The organism is Burkholderia sp. M6-3, from assembly GCF_050858985.1.
GTDB classification, from domain to species: Bacteria; Pseudomonadota; Gammaproteobacteria; order Burkholderiales; family Burkholderiaceae; genus Paraburkholderia; species Paraburkholderia caledonica.
In genome coordinates this window covers 2,794,918-2,806,532 of record NZ_CP110091.1, presented here as the reverse complement: position 1 = coordinate 2,806,532, position 11,615 = coordinate 2,794,918, and the positions used below count along the sequence as shown (strand labels likewise).

Annotated in this window: 7 protein-coding genes; 4 read left to right on the top strand and 3 right to left on the bottom strand. The window is 63.3% G+C overall.

Annotated elements, in window-relative coordinates; translation table 11 throughout:
- Window positions 1–46: 46 nt before the first annotated feature.
- The 4 genes from OH764_RS30175 (at window position 47) to OH764_RS30160 (ending at window position 5,377) form a co-directional block, all read left to right on the top strand.
- On the top strand, window positions 47–1,567 hold the full coding sequence (locus OH764_RS30175; protein WP_498849707.1) for a helix-turn-helix transcriptional regulator: 1,521 nt from the start codon (window positions 47–49) through the stop codon (window positions 1,565–1,567).
- Between the two features lie 73 nt (window positions 1,568–1,640).
- The gene (locus OH764_RS30170; RefSeq protein WP_498849706.1) at window positions 1,641–3,122 is read left to right on the top strand and encodes a P-loop NTPase family protein; all 1,482 of its coding nucleotides are present in this window, start codon (window positions 1,641–1,643) and stop codon (window positions 3,120–3,122) included.
- 153 nt (window positions 3,123–3,275) lie between these two features.
- Entirely contained in the window at window positions 3,276–3,953 is a 678-nt protein-coding gene (locus tag OH764_RS30165) for a heavy metal response regulator transcription factor (protein WP_027778691.1), read from the top strand.
- Window positions 3,953–5,377, top strand: coding sequence for a sensor histidine kinase (locus OH764_RS30160; protein WP_498849705.1), 1,425 nt, complete (start codon window positions 3,953–3,955; stop codon window positions 5,375–5,377). Before OH764_RS30165 ends, OH764_RS30160 begins: the two co-directional genes overlap by 1 nt.
- Here the strand turns inward: OH764_RS30160 and OH764_RS30155 are convergent.
- The 3 genes from OH764_RS30155 to OH764_RS30145 are packed head-to-tail and all read right to left on the bottom strand — an operon-like array spanning window position 5,358 to window position 11,325.
- Complete coding sequence (locus tag OH764_RS30155; protein WP_498849704.1) at window positions 5,358–6,854, bottom strand: outer membrane factor lipoprotein domain-containing protein; 1,497 nt, start codon at window positions 6,852–6,854, stop codon at window positions 5,358–5,360. The two genes, OH764_RS30160 and OH764_RS30155, sit on opposite strands and share 20 nt — an antisense overlap.
- 19 nt (window positions 6,855–6,873) lie before the next feature.
- Window positions 6,874–8,121, bottom strand: coding sequence for an efflux RND transporter periplasmic adaptor subunit (locus OH764_RS30150; protein ID WP_498849703.1), 1,248 nt, complete (start codon window positions 8,119–8,121; stop codon window positions 6,874–6,876).
- A 9-nt stretch (window positions 8,122–8,130) separates the two neighbouring features.
- Window positions 8,131–11,325, bottom strand: coding sequence for an efflux RND transporter permease subunit (locus OH764_RS30145; protein ID WP_498849702.1), 3,195 nt, complete (start codon window positions 11,323–11,325; stop codon window positions 8,131–8,133).
- Between the last annotated feature and the right edge of the window lie 290 nt (window positions 11,326–11,615).

Here is an 11,615-nt window from a genome sequence, read left to right as displayed (position 1 = left end):
TTGAACCTTGCCGCGACGCGGCGCCCGAACAGAACAGCCAGCCGCGATGGACGCTTCCGTGCAACGCCCGAAAACTGACCGCCGTCAGCTCCAGCAGATCATCGCAGGCCTGAGCGAAGGGGTCATTCTCATAGAACCCGACCAGAGCATTCGTTGGGCCAATCAGGCCGCCCTCGACATGCATGGCGCCAGCAGCATCGAGGAACTCGGCCGGAATGTGTCCGAGTACCGCCAAAGGTTTCAGCTTCGCTACCGGAACAATCACCGCATCGAACCTGGCAGCTACCCGATCGATCGTGTGGTCGCCGGTGAATCTTTTAGCGACGTACTGGTGGAGGTCGCACCGGCCGGGCAAGCGGAGCCGCGCTGGGTTCACCGCGTGCGAAGTCTGGTGATTACCGACACGGAAGGCGAGCCGGATTGTCTCGTGCTCATCCTGCACGATGCAACCGAGTGGGCAAGCGCGGAAGAGCGCTTCGAAAAGACATTCGGCGCAAATCCAGCGCCTGCCGTTATCTGCCGGCTCAGCGATCTGCGCTTCATCAAGGTCAATCGCGGCTTTGTCGAGATGACGGGCTATACACGCGAGCAGGTAATCGGGCGTTCAGTCTATGAACTGGATGTTCTGGAAAATGCGTCGCAGAAGGAACTGGCCGTCGAGCGCCTGACAGCAGGGCAGACGATTCCGCAAATGGAAGCGTTGCTGCGCCTCGCGGACTCGGAGTCCAAGCTGGTTATCGTCGCCGGACAGCCGATCGATCTGGCCGACGAGCCGTGCATGCTCTTCACGTTCATGGATCTCGAGCCGCGCAGAAAGGCCGAACAAGCGCTGCGTCGCAGCGAGGAGCAGTTTGCGAATGCGTTCAGGATGGCTCCCATCCCGACGATCGTGTACGCACGTGATTCGCTGAGGCTGCTCGAGGCGAACCAGGCGTTTCTCGACGCCACGGGTTTTGCGGCGGAAGAGCTTGTCGGTCACACGCTAGAGGAATCGACTTTCTGGGACGCGGAGGATGCGCACGCGAAGATAGAGCAGATGCTCGCCACGTCAGGCAACCTGCGCAACGTCGAGTTCAAGGTGCGCACGCGGGCCGGGCTTGCCGTCGACTGCCTGATCTCCGCCGAGTCGGTACCCATTCATGGCGACGACTGCGTGCTGATGGTGTTTCAGGACATCACCGAGCGCAAACGCACCGAGCTCGAACTCCTTCTTGCGATCGAAGCGGTCATGCAGGACGCGTCGTGGTTCAGCCGGTCGATTCTGGACAAGCTGCGTCATATCCGCAGCGGGACGGCACCCGGCAAGATCGATGCGGCGATTTCAGACCTGACACCGCGCGAGCGCGACGTTCTCGCGCTGATCTGCGAGGGCCTTGCCGACAAGGAAATTGCCACGAGACTCGGCGTGGCTCCGAACACCGTCCGCAGCCGCGTGAGCACGTTATACGCAAAGCTCGGTCTGCACAGCCGCAGCGAGGCGATCATCTGGGCGCGCGAACACGGCCTGCCGGCTGGCGGCGTTGCAAGTACGCGTCCTGCGACACGCTCTCCCCGACGTTCTTCCTGACTCCGATGCCGGCACAGCCGGCGTCTTTTTACCTCTCATGGAAAATCAAAGTTCTGACCTGCGTGGCAGTCACATGGACCACCGCGTATCAACCGGCGTTGCCGGCCTCGACGAGATCCTGGCCGGCGGTCTTACGGCAAGCCGGGTCTACCTGGTCGAAGGGCCCCCCGGCGCGGGCAAGACGACTCTTGCACTGCAGTTCCTGCTCGAAGGTCAGCGCCTGGGGGATACCGGTCTCTATGTCACGCTGTCCGAGACCGCGTCCGAGTTGCGTTCGGTTGCGGCGACTCACGGATGGTCGCTCGACGGCCTGGCCGTCGTCGAGCTGTTGAGCGACGAAGGGCTCACGCCTGAATACGAACAGACAGTGCTGAATCCGGCCGAGCTCGAACTCGGCGAAACGGTGCGTAATGTGATGCGAGAGGTCGAGCAGGCTCGTCCGACACGTGTGGTGTTCGACAGCCTGTCCGAGCTACGGCTTCTGTCGCAGAGCCCATTGCGTTATCGCCGGCAGTTACTCGCGCTCAAGCGGTTTTTCGGCAACCGGAATTGTACGGTGCTGCTGCTCGACGACGAGACTTCCGACGCCGGCGACGTGCAGTTGCACAGTCTGGCGCATGGGGTCATCAACCTGAATCAGGTCACGCACGAATACGGCACGCAGCGCCGCCGTCTGCGCGTCGTCAAGATGCGCGGCGTGGCTTTTCAGGGAGGGTTTCATGACTTCACGCTGAAAAGCGGCGGCATCCAGGTCTTCCCGACACTGGTGGCCGGACATCGACACGTACAGTTCAACCACGAAAACCTCTCGACCGGCGTACCCGAACTCGACGCGCTGCTCGGCGGCGGCCTTGCGCGCGGAACGAATACGTTGCTGGTGGGGCCGTCGGGCGCGGGCAAAACCACTACCGTGCTCCGGTGCCTGCAGACGGCACTCGAGCGGGGCGAGCACGCCGTCTACTATCTCTTCGACGAAACTCTCGGCACGCTACTGCGTCGCGCAGCAGCGCTCGGCATGAATCTTTCGCCTCATCTGGAAAGCGGTCTCCTGTCGATCGAGCCGATAGATCCAGCGGAGCTTTCGCCAGGGGAATTTACTCACCGCGTCCAGGCGGCGGTCGAGACGCACGGTGCGCGCGTGGTGGCTATCGACAGCCTCAATGCATATCTGCAGGCGATGCCCGGCGAAAAATACCTGATGCTGCAGATGCATGAACTGCTGACCTATCTGAACCAGCAGGGCGTCATGTCCCTGCTCGTTCTCGGTCAGCACGGGATCATCGGCGAGATCCAGAGCAATATCGACGTGAGCTACCTGAGCGATGCGTTGCTGCTGTTCCGGTTCTTCGAGGCAGAAGGTTCGGTGTTGACTGCGGTGTCGGCCGTCAAAAGCCGGACCAACATGCACGAACGCTCGATCCGCCAATTCCGGCTAAGCGACAAGGGACTCGAAGTAGGCGATGTGTTGAGCGACTTCAAAGGCGTGTTGTCGGGACTGCCGTCTTATGCCGGACATACGCCTTTGCTCGGCGCGAGTTCCGTCGCCTCCGAGTGAGAGGCCGTCGCCTGAAGCGGGCACATCCCGGTAAAAACTTACCCGAAGAGCGAGGCGACGCCCTTCGAACACCGCAGCGTGACGGAACATTTCGGTAACATTCGTCCAGTCCCTTAGAATGCCGGGATTGATCCAATGACGCCGGAGCTGGTGATGCGTATCCTGGTGATCGAAGACGAGCCGAAAACAGGCGCGTACCTGAAAAAGGGCCTGGAAGAGTCGGGCTATTCCGTCGACCTCGCCAACGACGGCGCCGACGGTCTGCTGCTCGCACAGGAGCAGGACTACGACGTGATCGTCCTCGACGTGATGCTGCCGACAATGGACGGGTGGGCCGTGCTGAAAGTATTGCGCGCGACTCATACCACGCCGGTGCTGTTCCTTACCGCGCGCGACGACGTGAACGACCGCGTGCGCGGTCTCGAACTGGGCGGCGACGATTACCTCGTCAAACCATTTGCGTTTGTCGAACTGCTGGCACGGGTGCGTACGTTGGCGCGGCGCGGTCCGCCGCGAGAGAGCGAACTTCTCGCGGTCGGCGACCTGGAGATGGACATCAACCGGCGGCGCGTGAAACGCGGCGCAACGCGAATCGATCTGACGCCCCGCGAGTTCTCGCTGTTGCAACTGCTTCTGCGCCGTCAGGGCGAGGTGCTGAGCCGCACGCAGATCGCTTCATACGTGTGGGACATGAACTTCGACAGCGATACGAACGTGGTCGAGGTGGCGATTCGCCGCCTGCGCGCGAAGATCGACGACGCTTTTCCCGTCAAGCTGATCCAGACCGTACGCGGCGTTGGATACGTAATCGAAGCCAAAGAGCCGGACTGATGGCAGCACGCTCGCTGACCACCACGCTTGCACTCGCATTCGCGGGCACGACGCTGCTCGTATTCGCGCTGGTCGGCAGCGTGCTGTACTTCGCGCTTGACCGCCAGGTGAAGCGGCAGGACGACCTCGATATCGTGCTGATCGCGCGGCACACGCGGCGTCTCGCGCAGGAGCTCAATACGCTCGACGAACTGCGCAGCCATGGCGACCGTCTGACTAGCCAGGTGCTGGGCAACCTGGCGCTATCGATGGAAGTGCGCGATCCGCAGCGCAAACTGCTGTTCGAACACAACACGGCCGCCATTGCCGACGCCACGACGCCGTCCCCCGCGCTCATGAAACGAATCGGCGCGTCACAACGCATCACCGAAGCGGATATCGCAGAATGGCGCACCGCGCAGGGCGTGCCGGTGCGGGGACTCGCCGCGGATGCAATGTTGCGCGACGGTACGCCGGTGACGATCATCATTGCACGCGATATGGCGGACCGCTGGCGTCTGCTCGACCGGTATCGCGATCGGCTGTATGTCGCGGGCCTCGCGGGCATGCTGCTCGCGTTCCTGATGAGCTGGTTGCTGGTGCGCGAGTCGTTGCGGCCATTGCGTGCAATGGCGCACAGCGCGGCCAACGTCACCGTCGACAAACTGCACACGCGCATCGAAGCCGATGGTGCGCCGAATGAACTGGCGGCGCTCATCGCGTCGCTGAATGCAATGCTGGACCGCCTGCACGGCGGCTTTGAACGGATGTCGCAATACACGGCGGACCTCGCCCACGATATGCGCACGCCGCTTGGCAATCTGCGCGGATCGACCGAAGTCGCGCTGGCACGCCCACGTTCGGCCGATGAATATCAGTCTGTGCTCGCATCGAATCTCGAAGAGTGCGAACGGTTGTCGCGCATGATCGAAAGCGTGCTGTTTCTAGCCCGCGCCGAACACCCGCAGTTCGTCAAGACGCTGACCCAGGTCGATGCGCAGCAAGAGCTTTCGCGCATCGCCGAATACTTCGAGGGCGTGGCCGACGAAGCCGGCGTGCAGATTCGCGTAACAGGCGGTGGCCAGTTGCGCGCCGACGTGGAACTGTTCCGGCGCGCCGTCAATAATCTGCTTGCGAATGCGCTCCGATATACGCCGCGCGGGGCCATGATCACATTGGATGCACAGACCCCCGCCGAGGCTCCGCATACGCTGCGTGTGACCGTGGCGAACGAGGGCAAGCCGATCGATCCAGCCTTGCTCGAGCGGGTGTTCGACCGCTTCTATCGCGTGGATCCGTCGCGCAAAAGCGAGCCAAATGCGTCTGGATCTGCGGGTCTGGGCCTTGCCATTGTCCGCACCATCATGGAACTGCATGGCGGCAGCGCGCACGCCGAAAGCGACGCTGCCAGTACACGCTTCATTCTCACGTTTGCGGCCGCTTAGACGGCGAGTTCGGTGACGTGGTCGCCGCGGTGTTCCCGCTTTCATCGAGCGACGTGCGACTCCAGCCGCCGCCCAGCGCTTTTAACAACTGCACGCTGGCATCAACACGCCGTGCGTTGATCAGTTCCTGCGTGCGTTCATTCGTCAGCGCAATGGTTTGCGCGGTCACGACATCCAGGTAGCTCACAGCTCCTGCCTGATAGCGGTTCGTCGTGAGCTTCAAGGACAACTCAGCGGCCGATGTCGCGCGTTGCTGGCTGTCCGCTTCGCTAGCCAGCGTCGTCAGCGTGGACAGGTTGTCTTCGACTTGCTGGAACGCGGTCAGCACAGTCTGCCGGTAATCCGCCACTGCGCTGTCGTACTGCGCGTTCGCGCCCTTCAACGAGGCATCGCGGCGGCCGCCGTCGAACAGCGTGCCGGCCAGTTGCGCGCCGAGCGACCAGAAGAGGCTGGGCGCTGTGAGCCACGGCGCGAAGAACGTGCTTTCGAGTCCGGCCGTGGCCGACAATGTCAGGTTGGGATAGTAGGCGGCACGCGCCTCGCCGATCTGAGCGTTGGCCGCCGCGACGCGCCGCTCGGCGGCTGCGATATCGGGTCTGCGTTCGAGCAGTTGCGACGGCACGCCCGTTGGAATCTGCGGCAACCCCACGCTTTTCACTTCACTGGCCAGTGCGAACGACGACGCGGGCATGCCGATCAGCGTCGCGATGGCGTGTTGAAGCTGCGCACGCTGTACGTCGATGTCCGTGTCCTGGCTGCGGGTGCTCTCCAGTTGCGTCTGCGCCTGCGCAACGGCCGATGCGTCGATCGCACCGTCCTTTAACTGCTGTTGCACGATGCTCAAGGCCGCGGCATACGCGGTGACGCTGTCGTCGAGCAGCTTCTTCTGACGATCGAGCGAACGCAGATCGAAGTAATCGGTTGCGAGATCGCTGGCGACCGACAGGCGCACGGCCTGAAGGTCCGCCTCGCTTGCCTGCGCGTTGTCGCGCGCATAGACGGTCGCGTCCTTCACCCGGCCGAACAGGTCGGGTTCCCAACTCGCGGTCGCGCCCACCGAATAGTCGGGCACCGTCTGTCCGGCGAGCGAATGCCCGAGCACGTTCTGCGACAACCTCGTGCGGGACTGCGCCGCGCCCGCCGTCACCGTGGGTGCGTAGCCGGCACGCTGGTAGTCGAGCATCGCGCGGGCGGCCTGCAACTGCGCTACGGCTTTCGCCACGGTCTGATTCGACACGTCGACGCGCGCTTCGAGCTGGTCCAGTTCGGCGTCGTGAAAGAGCGTCCACCAGGGGCCGGGCGGCTTGGCATCGGCTGGCGCAGCGACGCTCCAGCCCGGTGCCGCCGCGCCTGCATATTGAGTGGGCACGGCCGCTTCCGGTTGATGATATGTGGGCAGCGTCGAACATGCAGTCAACGCGCAGGCAGTGACGATAGCCGCGCTGCGACGGGCAAATGGATGAAAAAGAGTGGGCATGATCCGTCTCCTGGATCGCTTAACCGTGCCGTGCCGCAGCCGCAGGCGCGGCGACGCGCACCGGCTGGCCGTCTGCGAGCGCATCGCCCGGATTGTCGATGACCTGATCCGTCGACGTGACACCGGTCGCGATTTCAACGTAGGTGCCGAAGTCCCGGCCGATGGTCACCTTGCGTAGATGCGCGCGACCATCCTGTCCGATCACCGCAACCGTGACGCCATCGGGTCTGAATAGCAATGCGCTCACCGGAAGTTCGAGCGCGGGCTGCTGCGTGCGCAACGCCAGATGAACCTGCGCATACGCGCCGGGCAACAACGCGCCGTCGCGATTGTCGACGTCGATCTCAACGCGCAGTGTCCGGCTGACAGAATCGATTGCCTCGGCGCTGCGCGCGACGGTCGCCGCAAAGGAGCGGCCCGGATACTGCTGGGTCGTCAGATAGACCTGTGTGCCTGCGGTGACGCTGCCGGCGTCGTCCTGCGGCACGTTCACGTAGACGCGCAAGCGGTCCGTCTGCTCGACGTGGAAAAGCTCTCCCGGCGCACTTGCAAGACCGGGCGAACCTCCTGAGGTGACGAGCGCTCCGACATCGACGTTGCGCACGGTGACGACGCCGTCAAACGGCGCGGTCACTTTCTCGTAAGACACGAGCTCGCTCAACCGCGCGACGTTCGCCTGCGCCGACGCGAGCGCGGCGAGTTTCGCGGCGCTGTCGCTCGTCTTTGAATCGGCGTCCTGCTGCGACACCGATTGCGTTTGCAACATCGTCTGCCAGCGCCGCGCGGTGCTGTCCGCGAACGCGTAGTTCGCCTTTGCGGTGGCCACGTCGGCGCGTGCCTGTTGCAACTGGGCGTCCAACTCCGGCGTTTCGATGTCGGCAAGCGTTTGTCCGGCTCGGACTTTCGTGCCGATGTCCGCGTACCAATGCCGAACATAGCCGCTCGTGCGCGCATAGATCGACGCGTCGGCATACGGCATCACGGAGCCGGGCAACAACAGTTCCTGCGAGGCCGGCGCCGGTTTCGGCCGCACAGCATCGACGATGGTTTCGCGCTGTGCTGCGACCTGTTGCGAGAGTTCGGTGCTCGCATGCAGACGCGGCAAGATTCCGATGGCGAGCAAGGCCGCTGCAATCGCCAGCAGCGCGCCGGGCAGCAGGAGCGCGCGGCGCTTCGCGGGTTGCGCGCCGGTGTCGCTGGGAGCGGGTACGGCAAGCTCCGTCGATGCCGTGCCATCGCGGTCCTGCGGAAGGTGGGACTGAGTCATGGCTTTTCCTTATCGAGCTTGAGTATTCATCGGCACGGCGGCAGCGCGAGCCGCGCGGCGCGGCGCGAGCCACGCATGTACCGCCCCGAACACGACGGGTACGAACATCAGCGTCGAGAGCGTGCCGAATGCCAGGCCGCCAATCACCGCGCGGCCGAGCGGGGCGTTCTGTTCGCCGCCGTCGCCGAGGCCGAGGGCCATCGGCAGCATGCCGATAAGCATGGCGAGCGCGGTCATCAGCACGGGCCTGAAGCGGTTGAAGCCCGCATCGAGCGCGGCGGCGAGCGGCTCCATGCCGGTCTGCAACGACTCGCACGCCGTGTTGATCACGAGAATGCTGTTTGCCGTTGCAATGCCGATGCACAAGATCGTTCCGGTGAGAGCCGGCACGCTCAGCGTGGTATGCGTCGCGAACAGCATCCATGCGATGCCCGCGAGCGATGCCGGCAAGCCGCTGATGATGATCAGCGGGTCCAGCCACGACTGGAAGTTCACGACCATCAGCAGATAGACGAGCGCGATTGCGAACACGAGCCCGGCGCCGAGACCAGCGAACGACTCGTTCATCGACTGCACCTGGCCGCGCATCACGATCGACGAACCGGGCGGCAACTGCGCGCGCGCCGCGTCGACGATCCTGGATACGTCGGCGGCGACGCCGCCCAGATCGCGTCCCTGCGTCGCCGCGAATATGTCGAGCACTGGCTGCACGTTGTAGTGCGAGACCACCGCCTGTTGTGAGCTGCGATCCAACGTGCCGAGCGTGCCGAGCTGGTTCTGTGGCGCGACGGTGGCCTGATTCGTGGTCAACGGAATGTTCGAGAGCGTCTGCAGCGAGTCGATGTCGTACTGCGGCACCTCGGCAAGCAGCGGATAGCTGACGCCGTTCTTCGGATCGAGCCAGAAGTTCGGCGTAGTCTGCGAGCTGCCCGAGAGCGCGATCAACATGTTCTGCGCGACGTCACGCTGCGTGAGGCCCGCCTGTATAGCCTTCGTCCGGTCGACGTTCACGTCGATGGTCGGCGCGTCGCCGGGCTGCTGGATGCGTGCGTCGACGAGACCGCGCACACCGCGCAACTGCGCAAGCAACCGGTCGGCCACCACGCGGTTCTTGTCGAGCTGATTGCCCACGATCTGCACGTCGATAGGAGCGGGCAGGCCGAAGTTCAGGATCTGGCTGACGATGTCGGCGGGCAGGAACGCGAAAGTCACACCGGGGAACGACGTGGCGAGCACGTTGCGCAGTTGCGCGACATATTGCGCGGTGGGTTTGTGCTTCGGCTGCAGGGTCACCAGGATATCGGCGTCTTCGGGGCCGACCGGATCGGACGAGTCGTAGGTCAGATTGATGCCGCTGACCGGCACACCGATGTTATCGAGCACGGCCGCCTGCTCCGACTTCGGGATCACGCTGCGAATCTTCGCTTCGACCTGATCGGTGATGCGCGCTGTTTCCTCGATGCGGGTGCCCGTCGGTGCGCGCAGATGCAGCCGGATCTGACCGGTATCGACGGAGGGAAAGAAGTCGCGGCCGGCGAACGGGACGAGGGCCAGCGACGCGAGACACAGCGCGACATAGACCGGCACGAAACGGCGGCGTCCCGCGATCGCGCGTCCCAGCATCGAACGATAGCCGCTGCGCGACGCTTCGAAATGCCGTTCAAACCGCGCCTGGAAACGGGCCACTGCAGCGAAGCGTCCCTGCGCATGGTGGCCTTCTTTGGACGGCGCGCGCATCAGATACATTGCAAGCGTCGGGATCAGCGTGCGCGAGAAAAAGTAAGACGCGCACATGGCGAACACGACCGCTTCTGCAAGCGGAACGAACAGATAACGCGCGACGCCGGACAGCAGGAACATCGGTACGAACACAATGCAAATCGACATCGTCGAGACGAACGTCGGCACTGCGATCTCGCCTGAGCCGTTCAGGATCGCGTCATGCAACGGCTCGCCCTTTTCCAGATGGTGCGTGATGTTTTCAATCGCCACCGTTGCGTCGTCGACCAGAATACCGACGGCGAGCGCAAGGCCGCCAAGCGTCATGATGTTGATGGTCTGCCCGAGCGCTGCAAGTGCAATCAGCGATGTCAGCACGGCGAGCGGGATTGTCACTGCGATGATCAGCGTTGCGCGCCAGCTGCCGAGAAACAGCAGAATCATCGCGGCCGTCAGGCATGCGGCGATCAGCGCTTCGCGAACCACGCCCGAAATGGCCGACTTCACAAACACGGACTGATCCGATAACGGGGTGATGTGCAGCGCTTTCGGCAAACCGGCAGCGATTTTCGGCAGCATGTCCTTGACCTGCTGGATGATCGTCAGCGTCGACGCGCTGCCGGTCTTCTCGACTTGCAGCAGTGCAGCGCGCTTGCCGTCGCTGCGCACGATGTTGGTCTGCGGCGCATAACCGTCGATCACATGCGCGACGTCGCGAACGTACACCACACCGCCTTGCACCGTCTTGATCGGCAGGTCGTTGAGCGCAGCGACGCTCTTCGTGCTGCCGTTCATCTCGACGTTGTATTCACGCGAGCCGATTTTCGCGGTGCCGCCCGGCAGAATCAGGTTTTGCGCATTGACTGCGTTGACGACGTCGATCGGTGCGAGTCCTTTCGCCTGCAGCGCCTTTGGATCGAGCTCGACCATGATCTGGCGGATCTTGCCGCCGAACGGCAGCGGCACCGCCGCGCCCTGCACGGTGGCTAACTGCGTGCGGATAAAACTGTTGCCGAGATCGTAGAGCGTCTGTTCGGGCAACGTGTCGCTCGACAGGCCCAGTTGCAGGACGGGCACCGTCGATGCGTTATACGTGATGATGTTCGGCGGCAACGTGCCCGGCGGCAGGACTCGCAAGATCGACGCGGAGTTCGATGCGGCTTCGGCGATTGCGCGGTTGATGTCGGCGCCGGGGTGAAAGAAGATCTTCACGACTGAGACGCCGTTCAGCGACTGCGACTCGATGTGCTCGATGTCGTCGACGTCCGTCGTGAGCGCACGCTCGTAATTCGACGTGATCCGGTGCGCCATGTCTTCGGCGGAAAAGCCGTTGTACGACCAGACAATGCTGACCACGGGAATGTCGATGTTCGGAAAGATATCGGTCGGCGTGCGCATGATCGCAAGCGGGCCGAGTATGAACAGCAGCACGGCCAGCACGATAAAGGTATAGGGCCGCCGCAGGGCCAGTCGGACTATCCACATGACATTTCCTTGGACGATGGGCTAGAGAGATGGCCCGTGCCGCGGTGCGTCCAAGCGGTGCAATGCGGCGGGCTGATGACGTCGCAGTGTGCCGATCCGTCACTGACTTGTAAGTGACGGCGTCATTACAAGTCTGTTATCTGCATGGGGTGCAAAGACGGGCGGGCGACGGCAGAAAGCAAGGGGCGCCGAGCGCGCTCGAAGATGACAAGCTTGTAATGCGCTGGTCAGCATTGGGTCAGTGCTCAATGCCCACAATCCGTTCAACCCTTCACGAATCGCAGCGGAGG

What these genes read in the sequence shown, in the direction of transcription:
- OH764_RS30175 (WP_498849707.1), top strand. Translation starts at nt 47, where the DNA reads ATGGACGCTTCCGTGCAACGCCCGAAAACTGACCGCCGTCAGCTCCAG.
- OH764_RS30170 (WP_498849706.1), top strand. Translation starts at nt 1,641, where the DNA reads ATGGACCACCGCGTATCAACCGGCGTTGCCGGCCTCGACGAGATCCTG.
- OH764_RS30165 (WP_027778691.1), top strand. Translation starts at nt 3,276, where the DNA reads ATGCGTATCCTGGTGATCGAAGACGAGCCGAAAACAGGCGCGTACCTG.
- OH764_RS30160 (WP_498849705.1), top strand. Translation starts at nt 3,953, where the DNA reads ATGGCAGCACGCTCGCTGACCACCACGCTTGCACTCGCATTCGCGGGC.
- OH764_RS30155 (WP_498849704.1), bottom strand. Translation starts at nt 6,854, where the DNA reads ATGCCCACTCTTTTTCATCCATTTGCCCGTCGCAGCGCGGCTATCGTC.
- OH764_RS30150 (WP_498849703.1), bottom strand. Translation starts at nt 8,121, where the DNA reads ATGACTCAGTCCCACCTTCCGCAGGACCGCGATGGCACGGCATCGACG.
- OH764_RS30145 (WP_498849702.1), bottom strand. Translation starts at nt 11,325, where the DNA reads ATGTGGATAGTCCGACTGGCCCTGCGGCGGCCCTATACCTTTATCGTG.